Source organism: Nonomuraea sp. NPDC049784 (assembly GCF_040659615.1).
GTDB lineage: Bacteria > Actinomycetota > Actinomycetes > Streptosporangiales > Streptosporangiaceae > Nonomuraea.
Window position 1 is genome coordinate 1 of sequence record NZ_JBFAMX010000053.1, and the last position, 17,358, is coordinate 17,358.

A 17,358-nucleotide genomic window follows, 5' to 3' on the forward strand; every position below is an offset into this window, starting at 1 on the left:
GTCACGACGCGGCAAACCGGGCTGCGCAGAGCGAGAAGGGCGCTCAGGCCGGCGCGTACCCTCCCTGGAGCCTTCGTCGCGCTCGCGCTGGCCGCCGGGTTGGGGGCGACGGCGGCCGAAGTGGTGTCGGGACTGATCGGCCACCCGCTCGGCTGGGTCTCCGCGAACAAGTTCATGGACCTCGCGGTCAAGACCACCTGGCCGGAGCTGTCCACCGCCGCCCTGGTCGCGGCGGGGGCGGGCACTCTGATGCTGCTCCTGGCACTAGTGCCGGGTCGCTCCGGGCTGGTGCCCGTGGAGACGTCCGACCCGCTGATCGTCATCGGCATCACCCGCGCGGGCCTGCGCCGCACGCTACGCGCGGCCGCCCAGCAGGTGGCGGGGGTGGACAAGGCCCGGGTACGGCTGCGCCGCCGCACCATCGAGGTCACGATCGTGACGCAGTCGGAGAGCTCGGGTGTCATGCTCAGGCAGATCGGCACGGCGGTGGGAGACCGACTGGCGGGCGTGGGCACGCTGGGCACGGGCGAGGTCGTGGTCCGGCTACGCAGGAAGGGGCGGTAGATGCGGCAGTACACGGGCAACCGCACGGGCCTGGCCATCGTGGGCGGGACGCTGCTCGGCCTGGGCACCTACGCCTGGCTCCGCGGCCACGGCCGCTTCTTCGACCTGCCGGCCACTGCGAAGGTCCTCTCTGCCCAGACCCGAAAAGCGCTCGACGAGCCCTGGACCCTGTGGGCACTGGCCCTGAGCCTGGTGCTGCTGGCCCTGCTCTCGCTCCGCTGGCTGCTGCTCAGCCTCGGCTGGGGCCGCCGCGGCGCGCAGAACGGCACGGGCACCGCCATGCTGTTCGTCGGGCTGAAGAACGTGGAGGGGCTGGGCAGGGCACAGGTACGGGTCGGCGAGCACAGCCTGCGCATCGGCCTCACCTGCCCGGCGTCCGCGGATGTGGGCGCGGTGGTGAGCAAGCTGGACCAGGAGATCGTCGGCAGGATCCGCCGGGAGATCCGCAACGACGACGCGGGCACCGTCGTCCGCCTGCACGTCCGCCGCTAGCTCGGCTAGCCGGTGCTGGTCGGCACGGGGGCGGGCGCCACGCTGAAGCTCGGGGCGACAGGGGCGGCAGGTGCCGGGGGCGCCACGTTGTCGCACCGGATGCCGTCCGGCCCCCGGTCGCAGACCGCGCCGGGTGCGGGCACCAGGTAACGCTCGTGCCTGAAGCCCGGTTCCCAGAACACCCCCCCGCGCATCTCGTCCCGGTGCGTGAGGCCGCTGACCGCGGCCACGGCACCCCCGCCGAGCAGGCCGCCGAGTACGAGGCCGATCAGTCCGGCGCCGAGGACCTGGGCCTGCTTCTGCCGGAAGAAGTCCCGGTAGGACTCCGGACGCGAAGGCGACGCCAAGGGCATGGTGGGCGCGAAGCCGGGCCCCGGTGGGGCCTCGCCGTACCTCAGCCTGCTCCGCCCCTCCGCTCCGGGCTGGTGCAGTTCCTCGGTCTCCTCCGCGGGGGCAGGGTCGCGCGGTGCTTCCTCTTCACCGCGCGACCCAGCTTCGCGATCATGATCCGCCATCACGATCTCCCTTTACTCGCCCGCAAGAGGGGCGCTCCCAGAAATCATGATGCCCAAATCACCGTAAGCCCGGCGTAAGACCCGGGCCAGCCCCGCGTCGTGTAAGACCTGGGTCGTAGTCGCACTTCCACCTCCAGATGGAACAACGGTCAGATGGAGGTACATATCGTGAGGGTGTGTTCGGCAAGGTACGGGCGTGGTCGAGGCGCCATGACAAGCTGGCGGGCGCCCTCCGGGTGGCGCCGCTCGCCGCGCTGTGCGCGCTCCTGGCGGTCCCGTACGCCACCATTCAGCCGTCGGCTGGCGGCACGTACCTCGGCGTGGCCGGATACCTGGGCCTGTCCGCGGCGCTGCTGCTGCCGCTGCTCTGGCGCGACCGGCCGGTCGCCTCGTTCGCCCTCATCTCGCTGGTCAGCTTCGGCCAGTGGCTGGCGCACGCCGATCCGCTGCCCGCCAACCTCGCGGTGCTGATCGCGCTCTGGGCGGTCGCCTACGGATGCTCGTTCCGCTGGGCGCTGGCCGCGTGCCTGGTGGCCGAGCTGGGAGTGTTCCTGGCGCTGGTCAACTGGGACACGCCCACGTTCGGCATGTTCTTCGGCGGCTCGATCTTCGTGGTGACGATCTGGCTGACCGGCCTGTACGCCAACACGCGCAGGCGATACCTCGAAGGGCTGGAGGAGCGCGCCGAGCGGGCCGAGCGTGAGCGCGACCAGCAGGCCAGGATGGCGGCGGCGGCCGAGCGCGCCAGGATCGCCAGGGAGCTGCACGACGTCGTGGCACACAACGTCAGCGTGATGGTGGTGCAGGCCGACGGCGCGGGCTACGCCCTCGACACCGATCCCGAGCAGGCCCGCCTGGCCGTCAGGGCCATCTCCAAGACGGGCCGCGCGGCCCTCGCCGAGATGCGCAGGCTGGTCGGCGTTCTGCGCGAGGACGAGGCGACGATCATCGACTACACCCCGCAGCCCGGCCTCGGACAGCTCGGTGAGCTGGTGCGCGGCTCGGCCGTGCCCGCCCGGCTGGAGGTCGGCGGGGTCCCGCGGGAGCTGCCCGAGGGCCAGCAGCTCGCGGTCTACCGCATCGTCCAGGAGGCGCTGACGAACGCGCTCAAGCACGGCGGCCCCGGCGTGCAGGCGGTCGTGGAGATCGACTACAGCGGCCCAGAGCTGGTCGTACGCGTGACCGACGACGGCAGGGGCGCGGCCGCGCCCAGTAGTTCTGACGGCCACGGCCTGATCGGCATGCGCGAGCGGGCCGGCATGTACGGCGGCGCCGTCTCGGCGGGTCCCCGGCAGGGCGGCGGCTTCGAGGTGCTGGCCAGGCTGCCCGTGGTCAACGCGGCGTAGAGGAGGCGACCGGGTGATTCGCGTGATGCTCGTCGACGACCAGCAGCTGTTGCGGGCCGGGTTCAGGATGGTGCTCTCGGCCCAGCCGGACATCGAGGTGGTGGCGGAGGCCGGAGACGGGCTCTCAGCGCTGGAGAGGCTCGAGACCACCGAGGTGGACGTCGTGCTCATGGACGTGCGCATGCCGAACATGGACGGCGTCGAGGCCACCAAGCGCATCAACGGGCCGAAGGTGCTGATCCTGACCACGTTCGACCTCGACGAGTACGCGTTCGCGGCGGTCAAGGCGGGCGCGGCCGGGTTCCTGCTGAAGGACGTGCCCACGGCCGACCTGGTCAGCGCGATCAGGATCGTGCACGCGGGCGACGCGGTGGTGTCGCCGAGCACCTTACGGCGGATGCTGGACAGGTTCGCCACGCACCTGCCGACGGACGAGCCGGTGCCTGGGGCCGACCTGACGCCGCGCGAGCGCGAGGTGCTGCTCATGGTGGCGCGCGGCCTGTCCAACGCCGAGATCGCGGGCCGCCTTGAGGTGGCGGAGGCGACGGTGAAGACGCATCTTGGGCGGGTCCTGGCCAAGCTGGGGCTGCGGGACCGGGCGCAGGTGGTGGTGTACGCGTACGAGGCCGGGCTGATCGTGCCGTCACATCGGCCGAAAGTCTGACCGGGGTCATCTGGAGGCCTACACAAAGTCCATCCACAGGGCCCATAAATCCTGAACTTTCCACTCCTAGCGTGAAGCGCATGAATGTGACGCTCACCCAAGCCCCGCCCGCGGTGGTGGCCAGAGATCTCACCAAGGTGTACGGCCAGGGCGACGCCCAAGTACACGCCCTTCGCGCGGTGGACGTGTCCTTCGCCACGGGGGCGTTCACCGCCATCATGGGCCCGTCGGGCTCGGGCAAGTCCACGCTGATGCACTGCCTGGCCGGGCTCGACGCCGCCACGTCGGGCACCGTGCACATCGGCGACGTGGAGCTGACCGGGCTGAGCGACCGGCAGCTCACGCTGCTGCGGCGCGAGCGGATCGGATTCGTCTTCCAGGCGTTCAACCTGCTGCCCACGCTCACCGCCGAGCAGAACATCCGCCTGCCGCTGGACATCGCCGCCCGCCAGGCGGACCAGCCGCTGTTCGACCGGGTCATCGAGACCGTGGGGCTGAAGGACCGGCTCTCGCACAAGCCGGCCGAGCTGTCCGGCGGCCAGCAGCAGCGTGTGGCCGTGGCCAGGGCGCTGATCAGCAAGCCTCAGGTGATCTTCGCCGACGAGCCGACGGGCAACCTCGACTCCCGCAGCGGCGCGGAGGTCCTGTCCTTCCTGCGCACCTCCGTACGCGAGCTGGGCCAGACCATCGTCATGGTCACGCACGACCCGGTGGCCGCCTCGTACGCCGACCGTGTTGTGTTCCTGCGCGACGGCGAGCTGGTCACCGAGATCACCGCGCCGACGCCGCAGTCCGTGCTGGACACGCTCGTGAAGCTGGAGGCGTGAGGTGCTGAAGTCGGCACTGGCCGGGCTGCGCGCGCACAAGCTCAGGCTGCTGCTCACCTCGCTGGCGATCATGCTCGGCGTGGGGTTCATCGCGGGCACGTTCGTGCTGAACGACACCGTGCAGGCCGGGTTCGCGCAGCGGGTCACGGCCGACGCGGCCAAGGTGGACGTGGCCGTGCTGCCCAAGGGGCCGGACGCCGTGCTGCCCGAGCGGGTCCTTGAGCAGATACGCGCGCTGGACGGCGTGACCGAGGCGCAGGGCCTGATCCGCGCCTCCGCGCCCGTGCTCGGCAAGGACGGCAAGACCGCCGGGAACGCCCCCACCACCGCCCTGTCCATCGTCCGGGGCCCGCTCGACCGCACCGACATCGTCTCCGGCACCGGTCCCGGAACCGACGACCAGGCCGCCGTGCTCGACAAGAACACCGCCAAGGCCCAGGGCTTCCAGGTCGGCGACACGATCACAGTGCTCGACGACCGGCAGCGCCGACACCAGTTCAAGCTCGTCGGCCTGCTCGACCCTGGCGTGGACCAGGAGCTCTCCTACACCGGAGCGGTCGGCTTCACCGCGGCCACCGCGCAGCGGATGAGCGGCGCGAAGGGCTACCGCGAGATCGACGTCGCGGGCACGGCTCCCGGGCTGAAGCAGACCGTCGCGGCGGCGGTCGGCGGCACGTATGTGGTCAAGACCGGCGGCGAACTGGCCGACGACCTGGCCAGGGCGGCGGGGGTGGAGACCCGCACGCTCACGCTGGGCCTGCTGATGTTCGGCGTCGTGGCGATGATGGTGGCCGCGCTGGTCATCTACAACACCTTCAACATCCTCGTCGCCCAGCGCACCAGGGAGATGGCGCTGCTGCGGTGCATCGGCGCCACGCGCGGGCAGGTGTTCGGTTCGATCCTGCTGGAGTCCGCCGTGGTCGGCGCTCTCGCCGCCGCGCTCGGCCTGGCCATCGGGTACGGCCTGGCCTCGCTCACACTGACCGTCCTGGGCGCGCTCGACGCTCCGCTGCCCACGGACGCGGCCGTCACGCTCACCCCTGCCACGATCGCGGCCGGCCTGGCCGTCGGCGTGGTGGTCACGGTGTGCGCGGCGCTGCTGCCCGCCAGCTCGGCCACCAGGGTCGCGCCGATCGCCGCGCTGCGCAGTCAGGTCGAGGAGCAGACGTTCCGTGCCGGCCTGCTGCGGGGCCTGTTCGCCGCGCTCTTCCTGGTGGCGGGCCTCGCCACCACGTCTGTGGGCGCGTTCGTGCTCCAGCCCGGCGAGCAGGTCTCGCTCTTGGTCGTGATGGCCGGGGGCGCACTGACGTTCCTCGGGGTATTGATCCTGGGCCCGGTGCTGGTCAAGCCAATGAGCGCGCTGGTCGGATGGATCCCGGGCAAGCTGTTCGGGGTGCCGGGGCGGCTGGCGGTGGACAACTCGGGCCGCAACCCGAGGCGGGCCGCGACCACCACCATCGCGCTGACCATCGGTGTGACGCTCATGACGCTGATCTCCGTGGTCACCGCGTCCACCAGGCTGACGATGACGGCCAAGCTCGACGACCAGTTCCCGATCGACTACCTGCTGGCCAGTCAGGAACGCGACTCGGTCATCCCCAGGTCCGTGGCGTCGGAGTTGCGCGGCAGGCCCGAGCTGGCGTCCGTGGCGCAGATCCGGGAGGCCAAGGCCACGGTCGCGGGCAGGCGGCTCGACGTCGGCACGTTCAGCGGCCCGATCGACCCGTACGTCACCACCGGCTCCATGAAGGGCTTCGGCCCCGGGCAGGCGGCGGTGGCCGGCAACCTCGGTATACGGCTCGGCGAGTCGATATCGCTCAAGACGCGGAAGGCCGGAACCGTCTCCCTGAAGGTGGTCGCGCTGCTCGACGGGACCCAGTCGTCGCTGCCGCCGGTCACGGTCGCGGAGACGGCGTTCGACACGTACTTCGAGGCCGTGCCCGACTCCCGCGTCCTGATCGACATCAGGGACGGCGTGCCGCCCGAGCGGGCCCGCAAGGTGGTCGACGCCGCCGTCGCGGCCTATCCCACGGTGCGGGTGACGAGCTCGACGGAGGTACGCGGCCAGTTCGACGAGACGCTGGACATGCTGCTCATGATCATCACTGGGCTGCTGGGGCTGGCGATCCTGATCTCGCTGCTGGGCATCGCGAACACGCTCTCCCTGTCGGTCCACGAACGGACCAGGGAGTCGGCGCTGCTGCGGGCCCTGGGCCTGACCAGGGCCCAGCTGCGGCGGATGTTGTCGATCGAGGCGCTCGTGCTCGGGCTGATCGGGGCATTGGTGGGCGTCGTGCTCGGGGGCGCCTTCGGGTGGGCCGCCATCAGGGCGATGCTGGACGGCGCTGTCTTCTCCGCGCCCGTCGGTCAGATCGCGCTCTTCGTGGTGCTGTCGGGGGTGGCCGGAATGCTGGCCGCCGTGCTCCCGGCCCGCCGTGCGGCCCGTGCTTCGATCGTCGGCTCCCTCGCCACCGGCTGATCCGGACGAAAGGCCCTGTAGCCGAATAAAAGCGAAAAACACGGAAAGAGGGAGCGAAGTTGGTCGGGCGTCTCATGGGGGCGGCGCCCGGCCTTCCCACGCGGGACATCAGCGGGGCGTGCGGCCGGGCCAGAGGTCGGCGACCGTCTCGGGGTCGAGGAGCGGCCGGATCACCACCTCGCCCGTGGCGCGGTCGATCACGATGCACCCGCCTCCGATCGTCTCCGGCAGGCTCGCCGGGTCGTCGAGATCGAGATCACGCATCCAGGCGACATAACCGTCATGGAACCCGTACACCCCCACCGGCACGGCCTCGTCGTACGGCCGCACCCCGTTGAAGTACTCCTCGGCTATCGCCCGGGCCTGATCCAGGTTCATCGCGGCCGCCCCCGCCGGTCGAGTATCACGCAGAAGACGCCGGTCACCGTCGTGTACGGCGGCTCAACGGACATGTGCCCCCGCTGAGCGTCGATCCAGATCACCTCGCCGTCGGCGTTGACCGCGTTCCAGGCGTGGGAGCCGCCGCCGGGCCACCGCACCACGATGACGGCGCTCGCCCCGTGGCCGGCGTCGAGCAGCCGCCGCGCGATCATCGGGTAGGCGTGCCGCCCCTGCCCCGCGTACTGGAAGCGATGGCCCACCCACCGTTCGATCCTGGCCAGGCTGCCCTGCTCGCCGGTCAGCAGCGGCCGGCCGATCCCGTCGTACTCGGGAAATCTGGGTGCGGCCGCTGCTGGCTCGCCGTGCCAGGTGGACAGCACGGCGAGCGCGCAGTCGGCGGCGTTGGAGGCCCTGAACGGGTCGTCGGCGGCCCCGCCGCCGTTGACCAGCCGCACCCAGGTGCCGCGCGGGTCGGGAAAGCGGTCGCCGGGCCGCAGCGCCTCGGCGAGGTCCCGCTCAACTTGCGGGTCGGGCTGCGCGAGCCCGCCCGGCACCCCGTACGGCCTGGAGTCGGCGAGCCTGGGCGGCCGGTACGGCCAGTCGAACCAGTCCCCCTGATCGGCGTCGAGGCGGTCGGCTCGGAGATCTCCGTCGCGCAGAAGACCATCGGACAGAGGATCGCCGGGCTCTGAGGTGGCCGGGCCCTCCGGGAAGGAGTCGTCCGTGACGGCATCGGTCTCGGCGGCGCGCTCGTAGTCGAGCCACCGCGCCCCCTCTGCCACCAGGGGGTTGTACTGCCCGTCTCGGACGCTCGGCTTGCGCTCGCGGAACACGGCCTGCCTCCTGTCATGCTTGACGACCGATGGTAGAGGCGTCTCCGTGACAGGGAGGGGAAGTCGGCAAGATTCTCCGCAAGAACCACCCGCCGTACCTGCGGAAACAGGGACAAGTGGGGCTTAGGCCACCTGCACCGTGATGGTGTGCCAGCCGGTCGCGCCGTCCGGCGCGGGCGGGGCCTCCTGCTCGGTCTGGGTGCGCCCGGCGGCGTCGGTCGCCCGCACCTCGATCGTGTGCCGCCCGGGAGCGGCGTCCCAGTCGATCGACCACTGCCGCCAGGTGTCGGGCCCGGGCACCTCGGCCAGCCTCGCCTGCCGCCACTCCCCGCGATCGACCCGCACCTCCACGGCGTCCACCCCGGTGTGCTGCGCCCACGCCACTCCGGCGATCGTGGTGCGCCCCGCCTTCAGGGAATCGCCCGAATTGGGCACGTCGATCCGCGACTGGGTCTTGATGGGGCCCTTGGCTGCCCAGCCGCGCGGCGTCCAGTACGCCTCGTCCTGGTCGAACCTGGTCACCTTGAGGTCCACGACCCACTTGGTGGCCGACACGTACCCGTACAGACCGGGCACCACCTGGCGCACGGGGAAACCGTGGTCCACGGGGAGGGCCTCGCCGTTCATCGCGATCGCGAACAGCGCCTCGCGGCCGTCCATGACCACGTCGACCGGGGTGCCGCAGGTGAAGCCGTCGGCCGAGGTGGACAGGAGCATGTCGGCGCCGGACTGGAGCCCGGCCTTACGCAGCACCTCGGCCATGCGGACGCCCAGCCAGCGGGCGTTGCCGGCGTACGGGCCGCCGACCTCGTTGGAGACGCAGGTGAGCGTGACGTCCGCCTCGGTGAGCGGCATGCCGAGCAGTTCCGCGTACGTGAGCTCCACCGGCCGGTCGACCATGCCGTGGATGCGCAGCTTCCAGTCGCGGGGGTCCACCTGGGGGACGATGAGCGCGGTGTCCACCCTGTAGAAGTCCTGGTTTCTCGTGATGAATGACGAGAGGCCCTTGATGTGGAGGTCGGCGCCGGCCGGAATGGGCTTGGCAGGCGTCACGGGCTTGGGCAGCGCCACGCCCACCCGCGCGGCGTCCACCACCTGCCGCCCGCCGAGCTGCCGCCCCAGCACGGCGGCCGCTCCCGCGACCACCACCCCACCGGCGGCGCCGGTCAGCAGCCGCCGCCTGTCGAAGGCCCGCAGGTCATCCCCTGCCCGCATCACGACGGGCCGCTCCACGTCGGCGGCACCCTCGGACCCCGCGTCGCTCGGCCCAGCGACGGTGGGCGCCGCGCCACTCGACGCGGCGGTGCGGCGTTCGCCCGTCGCCCGCCGTACCAGCCAGGAGAGCGTCCACGCGCCGACGGCCACCCCGATCACGGTCGGCAGCACGTCCAGGACCCCGGCGTCGGGGCGGGTGAGCACCGCGATGGCGCCGACCGCGCCGAACGCGGCCAGCCCCGCGAAGCCGTAGGCGAGCCGTCGCAGGGACAGCACCCCGATAAGGGCCGCGACGGCGGCGAGCACCACCAGGACGCCCCCGACCAGGACCGATTTGTCGTTCTCGCCGAACGTCGTGATCGCGAACTCCTTCAAAGGAGCAGGCGACAGATCGACTGCCACATCCCCCACGGCCACGACGGGGAACGTCTCCGGCCCGACGAGCGCGGCCACGAGTTGGGCCACTCCGAGGGCCACGCCCCCGGACACCAGCCCCACCAGGGCCCCGGCCCAGGCGGGCGCCACCGAATTCCTCTGCACAACTCGACGCTACGCCGCCCGGCACCACGGGGTTCTTACGCGATGGTTACGAGCTGAGCAGCTCTCGCACGAGGGGCGCCAGCGCGCGGAAGGCCCGCCCCCGGTGGCTGATCGCGTCCTTCTCTTCCGGCGACAGCTCAGCCGTCGTGCGCTCGTCACCGTCGGGCACGAAGATCGGGTCGTAGCCGAACCCGTTGGACCCGCGCGGCGAGGCGACCAGGTGGCCCGGCAGCAGGCCCTCGACGACCCGGCTCTCCCCCGAGGGCAGCGCCAGCGCGGCGGCGCAGGCGAACTGGGCGGTCAGCCTGTCGGCGGGCACGTCGGACAGCTGCGCCAGAACCAGGTCCAGGTTGGCCTGGTCGTCGCCGTGCCGCCCCGACCAGCGGGCGGAGAAGACGCCCGGCATGCCGCCCAGCACGTCGACGCAGAGCCCCGAGTCGTCCGCGACCGCGGGCAGCCCCGAGCCCTGGGCGACGGCGTGCGCCTTGAGCAGTGCGTTCTCCTCGAAGGTGAGCCCGGTCTCGGCGACCTCGCCGATCGAGGGGAACTCCTCGAGCCCCACGATGTCGAAGCCGGCCAGGATGCGGCGCAGCTCCGCGATCTTGCCCGCGTTGCGGGTGGCCAGCACGATCTTCATGAGCTCAGAGCCTCCTGCTGGATCAGCGTGAGCTCCTCGCAGCCGGTCACGGCCAGGTCGAGGAGCTGGTCGAGCGCCGCGCGGTCGAACGGGGCGCCCTCGGCGGTGCCCTGCACCTCGACGAAGCTGCCCTCTCCGGTCAGCACGACGTTCATGTCGGTCTCCGCGGCCACGTCCTCCGTGTAGCAGAGGTCGAGCATCGGCACCGAGCCGACCACCCCGACGGAGACGGCCGCGACCGAGCCGATCAGCGGGTCGCCCGGGCACATCCGGCGCTCGCGCATCCAGGAGATCGCGTCCGCGAGGGCGACGTAGGCGCCGGTGATCGCGGCGGTCCTTGTGCCGCCGTCGGCCTGCAGCACGTCGCAGTCGAGCAGGATGGAGTTTTCCCCCAGCGCCTTGTAGTCGACGCAGGCCCGCAGCGAACGCCCGATCAGCCGGGAAATCTCGTGGGTCCTGCCGCCGATTTTGCCGCGGACCGATTCGCGATCGTTACGAGTATTGGTCGCCCTGGGCAACATGGCGTATTCGGCCGTAACCCAGCCCTGGCCGCTGCCTCTGCGCCACCGGGGCACGCTGTCCTGGACCGAGGCGGCGCACAATACCCGCGTGTTGCCGAATTCGACCAGCACCGAACCTTCGGCATGAGCCAGCCAATGCCTGGTGATGGTGATGCTGCGTAGCTGGTCAGGGTTGCGGCCATCCTGTCTGGACATGCAGATCACCCTATCTCCGTGCCACGACACTCTTGACCAAATGTGTCCGCCACATGGATCCTTACGCAATGACAACGGGGGTGTTGCGAAACCCTGACTTCCTCCGGTTCCTCAGTTCGCATGTCGCGGACGAACTTGGGGCGAATATCTCACGTGTTGCGCTCCCGCTGGTGGCCGTGTTCGCGCTGCACGCCGGTCCGGCTGAGGTCGGTGTGCTGTCAGCGCTGCAGACGACGGCGTTCCTGCTGATCGGCCTGCCGGCGGGGGTATGGGTCGACCGGATGCGCAAGCGCCGCGTGATGATGGTCACCGACCTGGCCAGGTTCCTGCTGCTCGGCAGCATCCCGCTGGCGGCCCAGCTGGGGCTGCTGTCGATCGGCATGATGTTCGTGGTCGCACTGCTGGCGGGTGGGAGCCAGGTCTTCAACGACGTGGCCGACCAGACGTACCTGCCGGAGCTGGTCGGCACGGGGCAGCTCAGCGACGGCAACTCGAAGCTCGAGGTCGTCCGCTCGGGCGCGTTCCTGGCCGGGCCGGGCATCGGGGGCGCGCTGGTGCAGCTGCTCGGGGCGCCGTGGACGCTGATCGCCACCGCGCTCGGCTCGCTCGGCTCGGTGCTCTTCCTCGGCTCGATCAAGGTGCCCGACAAGCCCCCCGCGCTCACCGAGCACACCTCGCTGTTGCGCGGCATCCGCGAGGGTCTCGCGTACGTGTGGCAGGACCGGCTGATGCGCATGTTCGTGGCCTCCACGGCGGCCGTCAACCTGTGCGTCAGCGCCGTGCTCGGCCTGTCGGTCTTATTCCTGGCCGACGAGGTCGAGCTGGCCCCCGGCGTCGTCGGCCTGCTACTCATGTCCGGCGGCGTCGGCGGCCTGATAGGCGGTTTGACCGCCGGCTGGCTGTCCAGGCGGTACGGCATAGCCAGGATGACCTGGCTGGCCGTCAGCGTGGCCTCCCCCTTCGGCCTGCTGATGCCGATGACGCAGGCCGACTGGCGGGTGGTGTGCTTCGCGATCACCTCGATGGCGCTCTCGTGGAGCGCGACACTGATGAACGTCGGCCAGATCACCTACCGGCAGACCGTGACCCCCGAGCACCTGCTCGGCCGCGTCAACGCGTCGGTGAGATTCATGGTCTGGGGCATCATGCCGCTAGGCGCGCTGCTCGGAGGGCTCGTCGCCCAGCAGATCGGCGTGCGGGAGGCCCTGTGGGTCTTCATGGCGGGCAGGCTGCTGGCGTTCCTTCCGCTGCTGTTCTCGCCGCTCCCCCGCATGCGTGACTTCAACGAGGTTCAGGCCAGGTCGTAGACCGCGCCGCTGCGGGCCAGCTCGAGGGGGCCCGCGAAGCCTCCTCCCGCCGCCTGCTCGAGCACGGTCCTCTGGTCGTTCCACGGGACGAGGTGGGTGAGCACAAGGCGGCCGACGCCGGCCTTGGCGGCGTGCTCGGCCGCCTGGCGGCCGGTCAGGTGCAGGTCGGGAGGCAGGTCGGGGCGCTCGACGAACGACGCCTCGCACAGCATCAGGTCGGCGCCCGCGGCCAGCTTCACCAGCTCGCTGGACTCGCCGGTGTCGCCGGAGTAGACCACGCACCTGCCGCCGTCGGACACGCGGAAGCCGTACGCCTCGACGGGGTGGTTGACCAGCCCCGCGGTCAGCGTGAACGGCCCGATCTCGAAGGAGCCCGGGGCCAGCGGCACGAACTCGAAGGCGGTCTCCATGCCCGGCTCCTCCGGCATGCCGTACGCGGCCGAGAGCCGGCGCGGCGCGTCGGCGGGCGCGTAGACGGGCACCAGAGGGTACGGCGCCGCGGGCCCGTATGTGCGGGCCACGTGATAGCCGCACATGTCGAGACAGTGGTCGGCGTGCAGATGGGACAGGCAGATGGCGTCCACGCCATACAGGCCGATGTGGCGTTGGAGCGCACCGAGCGACCCGCTGCCGAAGTCGAGCAACATCCTGAACCCGTCCGCCTCGAGGAGGTAGCAGGACGCGGGGCTGTCGGGCCCGGGGAAGCTGCCCGAGCATCCGACGATGGTCACCTTCATGTGGGCTCCTTTTCCGCGTCGCGGCCGTTAAAGGTAGTACCCCCCACTGGTGCGACTTCGACCACATCGATCTCCGGGCCCAGGAAACGCCGCCCGAGCCGGGCGAAGAGCAGGGAGTCGCCGGTGGCGCGGAAGCGGTGCCGGGGGGTGGCCTCGCCTCCCGCCGCCAGATCGCGGTCGTGCAGGATCCGGTAGACGTCCTTGGCCGTCTCCTCGGCGCTGGAGACCAGCGTGACCCCGTCGCCCACGACGTAGGAGATCGCGCCGGTGAGCAGCGGGTAGTGGGTGCAGCCGAGGATGAGGGTGTCGCACCCCGCGGCCCTGATGGGCTCCAGGTATTCGCGCACGACCTTGATGAGCTCGTCGCTCATCGTCTCCCCTCGTTCGACGTACTCCACCAGGCGTGGGGCGGCCACGCCGGTGAGCTGTACGTCGGGCGCCGCAGTGAAGGCGTCGTGATAGGCCATGGAGTCGATGGTGGCCCTGGTGGCGATCACGCCGACTTTGCCGGTGCGGGTGGCTCGCACCGCGCGTCTGGTGGCGGGCTGGATCACCTCGATGACCGGCACGTCGTAGCGCTCACGCGCGTCGCGCAGCACTGCCGCGCTGGCGCTGTTGCACGCGATCACGAGCATCTTGACGCCGTGCTCGACGAGGTGGTCCATCACCTCAAGGGCGTAGGCGCGGACCTCCGCGATGCGTTTCGGCCCGTACGGCTGGCGGGCCGTGTCGGCCACGTACGTAATGGACTCGTGAGGCAACTGGTCGATGATCGCGCGAGCGACCGTCAGGCCGCCGACCCCGCTGTCGAAGATCCCAATACTCGTGTCCGGCACGCTCTAGAGGGTAGGCGACCTGCGCGATCAACTCTGCGTAAGAATCCTCACATTCGTAGTTGTCAGCCTCTTCCGACCCGGGCCAGCTGGCGCGACTGGGCGACGAGGCGACCCGCGGAGTCGCGTACCTCGACCTCCTCGTCGAACCAGCCGTCCAAGATCAGCCGGCCGCTGCCGAGCAGCGTGAGCCAGCCGGGCGCGGGCAGCGCGCGCAGGTGCCAGGTGAGCTCCACGGTCGGCGCCCAGCCCCGCGCGCCCGCGGAGAACACCACGGGCGGCAGCGCGTCGACGGCCAGCGCCAGCACGTACGGGTCGGGATCCTGGGGCTCGGCCATCCTGAAGTACGCCCGCGACTCCGGCCTGCCGGTCGGCTCGCCCTTCAGCCAGCCGATCGTGGGCGGGTCGAAGAGCAGCTCCATCTGGGCGTTCAGGGTCATGCCCGACTCCGGCTTGGGGTCGGGGAGCTTGACGCACTCCTCGCGGCCCGGCATGTCGTCCGCCGGCTCCTCGAAGACCGGCTCGGCCCCGTTCAATGTGGCCGTCGTGATCAGGCCCTCGATGTGCGCCATACCGTCCTGCACAAGCGTGGCCCTGGCGAACGCGGCCGTCCTGCCCGCCTTGAGCGGCTCGATCCTGACCTGCGCGGGGCCGGCGACCGGTGCTTTCAGGAACTGCGCGGTCGTGCTCACCGGGTGCTCGAACGGAGAGGCGTCCACCGCCGCGCGGAGTATCACGGCCATCAGGTAACCGCCGTTGAGCGGGCCGCCGATGGCGTATCCGGGATCGAGACAAACGTCGTACATGCCCTCATCGACCTTGATCGCCTGCGTCGCCTCGTCGAACTTGGTCATCCACGCCCGCCTCAAATCCAGAACACTATTCTGGAGCCATACTCTAGTGCATCCCGCTATCAGCGCGCCTACCTGCGAAAACGTGATTAGGCTGAGAAAGTTCGATCATGTCGAGTGTCACCGAACTCATCGGTCAGTCCGTTTGGGACTCCAATGGGGTGTGGGTCGGCCATGTCGTGGACATCCGAGTGGTCAAGCACAAGGGGGAGCTGCAACAGAGCCACACCGTCTACGGACTCGTCGTCTCGAGCCTGCGCGCACCGCTGCTGCTGGGCCTCACCCGCGAACGCGACGATCGCCCTGAATGGCTCTCCCGGATTTTGTCCCGCCTGGCCTATGCGTGCTGCACGTTTGTGCCGTGGGAGTGCATCGCGGAGTACGGCGGCGGCGAGGTCCACATCAGCGCGCTGAGAAAGGAGCTCACCCGGGTCTGAAATCTCACTTCAGTACATTGCAAGCGCCGCTCTAGCAACATCAGCTAACTTCTTTGAGGTCTAAAGTCCCCATTGTGAGTTGAGTGATGTCTGCGAATAATCCCCCCTACGGCCAGGATCCTGACCGGACCACGGCGTACAACCCCTCGGCGACTCCGCCGACTTCGGGCCAGCCGTACCCGCCGCAGCAGCCCTACCAGCAGCCTTACGGGCAGCAGGGGGCGTACGGGCAGCAGGCGTCCTACGGCCAGCAGCAGCCGTACAACCCTCAGCAGCCCCAAGGGCAGCAGCAGCCTTCCTACGGCGCCCCTTACGGCCAGCAGCCCTCCTACGGCCAGCAGCAGGCACAAGGCGGCTGGCAGCAGCAACAGCAGCCGCAGCAAGGTTGGCAGCAAGAGCAGCAGGGTTGGCAGCAGGGCCAAGGTTGGCAACAGGAGCAGCAGGGCTGGCAGCACGACCAGTACGCCCAGGGCGGCTGGCAGCAACAGGGGCCCGAGGGCTTCGGCCCGGCGGAGCCGGGCAAGAAGGGCCGCAAGACGTGGATCATCGCCGCGGCCGCGGCGCTCGCGGTGATCCTGCTCGGCGGCGGCGCGGTGTGGGCCGTGGGAGCCATCGGGGGCGGCGGCACGCAGCCGAACGAGGTCCTGCCCGCGAACTCGATCGCCTACGTCCGGCTCGACCTGGACCCGGCCGCGAACCAGAAGCTGGCGCTGTTCCAGCTGGCCAGGAAGTTCACGGTGACCAAGGACACCTTCACCGGCGAGGACCCGCGCAAGGCGCTGTTCGACACGTTCGACAAGGGCTCCGACTCCAAGATCGACTTTGCCAAGGACGTCGACCCCTGGCTGGGCAGCAGAGTCGGCTTCTCCGCCGTGCCCTCGGGCAAGGAGGAGCCCGACTTCGCGCTGGCCATCCAGGTCAAGGACGAGGCGCAGGCCAAGACCGGCATCGCCAAGCTGATGGACGGCGACAAGTACGGCCTCGCCTTCCGCGAGGACTACGCGCTGATCAGCTCGACCCAGCAGCTGGCCGACAAGTTCGCGAAGGGCGACACCAGCCTGGCCGACAACACCGAGTTCAACGACGACATGGGCGCGATCGGCGAGCAGGGCGTGCTGTCGTTCTGGGCCGACATGGGCGGGCTCATGGACCTGGCCAAGAAGGAGATCCCGGCCGACCAGGTCGCCGCCGTCGAGCAGATCAAGGACGCCAGGTTCGCCGGCGCGCTGCGCTTCGACAGCGCGTACGTCGAGCTCGCCGGCGTCGTGCGCGGCGCGAAGGGCCTGACGCCCGAGGGCGACCTGCCCAAGGCCGAACTGGGCACGCTGCCCGCCACCACGGCGGGCGCCCTGTCGATCTCCGGCCTCGACCAGATCGTTACCAAGCAGTGGGCCCAGATCCAGAAGCAGGCCGCGGCGACCGGCGGCACGGAGATCAAGCAGTTCATCGAGCAGGCCCAGAGCCAGCTCGGCCTGCAGCTGCCCGGCGACCTCGCCACGGTCGTCGGCCAGAATTTCACACTCGCGGTGGACAGCCAGGGCCTGGACGGCGACCAGATCAAGGGTGGCGTGCGCGTCGTCACCGACCCGGCCAAGGCGCAGGCCATCGTCGACAAGGTCCAGCAGGCGCTGACCTCCCAGGGCCAGGGGGCGCCGCAGATCGCCAAGGTCAAGGGCGACGGCGTCTTCACCGTGGCGACGACGGACGAGTACGCCAAGCAGCTGGCCGGGGAAGGCACGCTCGGCGACTCGGAGACGTTCCAGACGGCCATCGCCAACGCCGATGACGCCAACTACGCGGTCTATGTGGACCTGGACAAGGTCGAGAACCTCTACCTCAAGTCCATGGAGGGCGACGACAAGGCCAACGCGCAGGTGCTGCGGGCCGTCGGGATGAGCGGCAGCCTGACCGACAGCGAGGCGACGTTCTCGCTGCGGGTCCTGTTCAACTGACGCCGAAGAGAAGGGCGGCCGGTCACGGACCG

Annotated in this window: 18 protein-coding genes; 9 read left to right on the forward strand and 9 right to left on the reverse strand. The window is 70.4% G+C overall.

Annotated elements, in window-relative coordinates:
* Positions 1 to 564 (forward strand): DUF6286 domain-containing protein (locus AB0J09_RS14665; protein ID WP_360690012.1); only part of this gene is annotated, 564 nt, incomplete at its 5' end.
* Positions 565 to 1,056, forward strand: coding sequence for a hypothetical protein (locus AB0J09_RS14670; RefSeq protein ID WP_360690014.1), 492 nt, complete (start codon positions 565 to 567; stop codon positions 1,054 to 1,056).
* 5 nt (positions 1,057 to 1,061) lie between these two features.
* Here the strand turns inward: AB0J09_RS14670 and AB0J09_RS14675 are convergent, their stop codons facing one another.
* The gene (locus AB0J09_RS14675; protein WP_360690016.1) at positions 1,062 to 1,571 is read right to left on the reverse strand and encodes a hypothetical protein; all 510 of its coding nucleotides are present in this window, start codon (positions 1,569 to 1,571) and stop codon (positions 1,062 to 1,064) included.
* Between the two features lie 176 nt (positions 1,572 to 1,747).
* Here AB0J09_RS14675 and AB0J09_RS14680 point away from each other — a divergent pair, with 176 nt between their 5' ends.
* The 4 genes from AB0J09_RS14680 to AB0J09_RS14695 all read left to right on the forward strand — a co-directional run bounded on the left by AB0J09_RS14680 (position 1,748) and on the right by AB0J09_RS14695 (position 6,887).
* Entirely contained in the window at positions 1,748 to 2,917 is a 1,170-nt protein-coding gene (locus tag AB0J09_RS14680; protein WP_360690018.1) for a histidine kinase, read from the forward strand.
* Between the two features lie 13 nt (positions 2,918 to 2,930).
* On the forward strand, positions 2,931 to 3,581 hold the full coding sequence (locus AB0J09_RS14685; RefSeq protein WP_360690020.1) for a response regulator transcription factor: 651 nt from the start codon (positions 2,931 to 2,933) through the stop codon (positions 3,579 to 3,581).
* 80 nt (positions 3,582 to 3,661) lie between these two features.
* Complete coding sequence (locus tag AB0J09_RS14690; RefSeq protein WP_360690022.1) at positions 3,662 to 4,408, forward strand: ABC transporter ATP-binding protein; 747 nt, start codon at positions 3,662 to 3,664, stop codon at positions 4,406 to 4,408.
* Position 4,409: 1 nt separating this feature from the next.
* On the forward strand, positions 4,410 to 6,887 hold the full coding sequence (locus AB0J09_RS14695; protein ID WP_360690024.1) for an FtsX-like permease family protein: 2,478 nt from the start codon (positions 4,410 to 4,412) through the stop codon (positions 6,885 to 6,887).
* 108 nt (positions 6,888 to 6,995) lie between these two features.
* On the opposite strand, the gene AB0J09_RS14700 is transcribed toward AB0J09_RS14695, so the two are convergent.
* The 5 genes from AB0J09_RS14700 to rph form a co-directional block, all read right to left on the reverse strand.
* Positions 6,996 to 7,265 carry a hypothetical protein gene (locus AB0J09_RS14700; protein WP_360690026.1) on the reverse strand — a complete coding sequence of 90 codons (270 nt, stop codon included), beginning with the start codon at positions 7,263 to 7,265 and terminating at the stop codon, positions 6,996 to 6,998.
* Positions 7,262 to 8,101 carry a toxin glutamine deamidase domain-containing protein gene (locus AB0J09_RS14705; RefSeq protein ID WP_360690028.1) on the reverse strand — a complete coding sequence of 280 codons (840 nt, stop codon included), beginning with the start codon at positions 8,099 to 8,101 and terminating at the stop codon, positions 7,262 to 7,264. The genes AB0J09_RS14700 and AB0J09_RS14705 overlap by 4 nt, the downstream gene beginning before the upstream one ends.
* A gap of 123 nt (positions 8,102 to 8,224) precedes the next feature.
* Complete coding sequence (locus AB0J09_RS14710; RefSeq protein WP_360690030.1) at positions 8,225 to 9,856, reverse strand: molybdopterin-dependent oxidoreductase; 1,632 nt, start codon at positions 9,854 to 9,856, stop codon at positions 8,225 to 8,227.
* A gap of 46 nt (positions 9,857 to 9,902) precedes the next feature.
* Positions 9,903 to 10,493, reverse strand: coding sequence for an RdgB/HAM1 family non-canonical purine NTP pyrophosphatase (rdgB, locus tag AB0J09_RS14715; protein ID WP_360690032.1), 591 nt, complete (start codon positions 10,491 to 10,493; stop codon positions 9,903 to 9,905).
* On the reverse strand, positions 10,490 to 11,209 hold the full coding sequence (gene rph, locus AB0J09_RS14720; protein ID WP_360690034.1) for a ribonuclease PH: 720 nt from the start codon (positions 11,207 to 11,209) through the stop codon (positions 10,490 to 10,492). The genes rdgB and rph overlap by 4 nt, the downstream gene beginning before the upstream one ends.
* A gap of 68 nt (positions 11,210 to 11,277) precedes the next feature.
* Here rph and AB0J09_RS14725 point away from each other — a divergent pair, with 68 nt between their 5' ends.
* Positions 11,278 to 12,516: an MFS transporter gene (locus AB0J09_RS14725; RefSeq protein ID WP_360690036.1), complete on the forward strand. Its 1,239-nt coding sequence runs from the start codon at positions 11,278 to 11,280 to the stop codon at positions 12,514 to 12,516.
* Here AB0J09_RS14725 and AB0J09_RS14730 read toward each other — a convergent pair.
* From AB0J09_RS14730 to AB0J09_RS14740, 3 genes are all read right to left on the reverse strand, one after another.
* On the reverse strand, positions 12,501 to 13,253 hold the full coding sequence (locus tag AB0J09_RS14730) for an MBL fold metallo-hydrolase (protein ID WP_360690038.1): 753 nt from the start codon (positions 13,251 to 13,253) through the stop codon (positions 12,501 to 12,503). The two genes, AB0J09_RS14725 and AB0J09_RS14730, sit on opposite strands and share 16 nt — an antisense overlap.
* Complete coding sequence (gene murI, locus AB0J09_RS14735; protein ID WP_360690040.1) at positions 13,250 to 14,089, reverse strand: glutamate racemase; 840 nt, start codon at positions 14,087 to 14,089, stop codon at positions 13,250 to 13,252. The genes AB0J09_RS14730 and murI overlap by 4 nt, the downstream gene beginning before the upstream one ends.
* A 62-nt stretch (positions 14,090 to 14,151) precedes the next feature.
* Positions 14,152 to 14,940, reverse strand: coding sequence for a thioesterase family protein (locus AB0J09_RS14740; RefSeq protein WP_360690041.1), 789 nt, complete (start codon positions 14,938 to 14,940; stop codon positions 14,152 to 14,154).
* Positions 14,941 to 15,047: 107 nt separating this feature from the next.
* Between AB0J09_RS14740 and AB0J09_RS14745 the strand changes: the two genes are divergently transcribed.
* Positions 15,048 to 15,374, forward strand: coding sequence for a hypothetical protein (locus AB0J09_RS14745; RefSeq protein WP_360690043.1), 327 nt, complete (start codon positions 15,048 to 15,050; stop codon positions 15,372 to 15,374).
* Positions 15,375 to 15,460: 86 nt separating this feature from the next.
* Positions 15,461 to 17,326 carry a hypothetical protein gene (locus AB0J09_RS14750; protein ID WP_360690086.1) on the forward strand — a complete coding sequence of 622 codons (1,866 nt, stop codon included), beginning with the start codon at positions 15,461 to 15,463 and terminating at the stop codon, positions 17,324 to 17,326.
* Positions 17,327 to 17,358: the final 32 nt, after the last annotated feature.

Excerpts from the sequence above, each read along its gene's own strand:
- AB0J09_RS14670 (WP_360690014.1), top strand. The coding sequence starts at position 565 with ATGCGGCAGTACACGGGCAACCGCACGGGCCTGGCCATCGTGGGCGGG.
- AB0J09_RS14675 (WP_360690016.1), bottom strand. The coding sequence starts at position 1,571 with ATGGCGGATCATGATCGCGAAGCTGGGTCGCGCGGTGAAGAGGAAGCA.
- AB0J09_RS14690 (WP_360690022.1), top strand. The coding sequence starts at position 3,662 with ATGAATGTGACGCTCACCCAAGCCCCGCCCGCGGTGGTGGCCAGAGAT.
- AB0J09_RS14700 (WP_360690026.1), bottom strand. The coding sequence starts at position 7,265 with ATGAACCTGGATCAGGCCCGGGCGATAGCCGAGGAGTACTTCAACGGG.
- rdgB (WP_360690032.1), bottom strand. The coding sequence starts at position 10,493 with ATGAAGATCGTGCTGGCCACCCGCAACGCGGGCAAGATCGCGGAGCTG.
- rph (WP_360690034.1), bottom strand. The coding sequence starts at position 11,209 with ATGTCCAGACAGGATGGCCGCAACCCTGACCAGCTACGCAGCATCACC.
- AB0J09_RS14725 (WP_360690036.1), top strand. The coding sequence starts at position 11,278 with ATGACAACGGGGGTGTTGCGAAACCCTGACTTCCTCCGGTTCCTCAGT.
- AB0J09_RS14730 (WP_360690038.1), bottom strand. The coding sequence starts at position 13,253 with ATGAAGGTGACCATCGTCGGATGCTCGGGCAGCTTCCCCGGGCCCGAC.
- AB0J09_RS14740 (WP_360690041.1), bottom strand. The coding sequence starts at position 14,940 with ATGACCAAGTTCGACGAGGCGACGCAGGCGATCAAGGTCGATGAGGGC.
- AB0J09_RS14745 (WP_360690043.1), top strand. The coding sequence starts at position 15,048 with ATGTCGAGTGTCACCGAACTCATCGGTCAGTCCGTTTGGGACTCCAAT.
- AB0J09_RS14750 (WP_360690086.1), top strand. The coding sequence starts at position 15,461 with ATGTCTGCGAATAATCCCCCCTACGGCCAGGATCCTGACCGGACCACG.